The 394-nt window shown below is 67.8% G+C and carries 1 protein-coding gene; it reads right to left on the bottom strand.

Annotated features, from left to right (window positions below; all coding sequences use genetic code 11):
• The coding region (locus tag K9U40_RS24445; protein ID WP_282892625.1) for a TonB-dependent receptor plug domain-containing protein at positions 1-394 on the bottom strand (394 nt) is incomplete at both ends.

Genomic DNA, 394 nt, shown 5'->3' with positions numbered 1-394 from the left:
GATTTCGAATGGCCCGCTGGCCTTGCCGACGGTGAAGTAGGTGTTGAGGTAGCCGAAGCTGCCGGCGTCGGTGCCGATCTCGTAGCCGTCGATCTCGCGGCCGGTGCGGGTGCGGAACGCGATGGCGCCGCCCGTGGCGTAGTTGCCGAACAGGGGCGATTGCGGCCCGCGGAACACGTCAATGCGGCTGTAGGCCCGCGGGTCGGTCAGGTCGAAGCGGGACGCGCCATCGGGCTGGGTGAGGATGAAGCCGTCCTCCAGCACCACCGTATTCTTGATCACCCCGGTGGACCGGGCATTGTTTCCCCGGATCGAGATGATCACGTCGCGCCCGCCGTTGCCCTGGCGGACGGTGACGCCCGGGCTGTTGGCGAGCACCGAACCGATGCTGGTC

Origin of the sequence: Xanthobacter autotrophicus, assembly GCF_030015065.1 — a bacterium.
GTDB lineage: Bacteria > Pseudomonadota > Alphaproteobacteria > Rhizobiales > Xanthobacteraceae > Xanthobacter > Xanthobacter autotrophicus_D.
The sequence above is the reverse complement of the archived record's forward strand: the minus strand, read 5'-3'. Positions and strand labels throughout refer to the sequence as shown.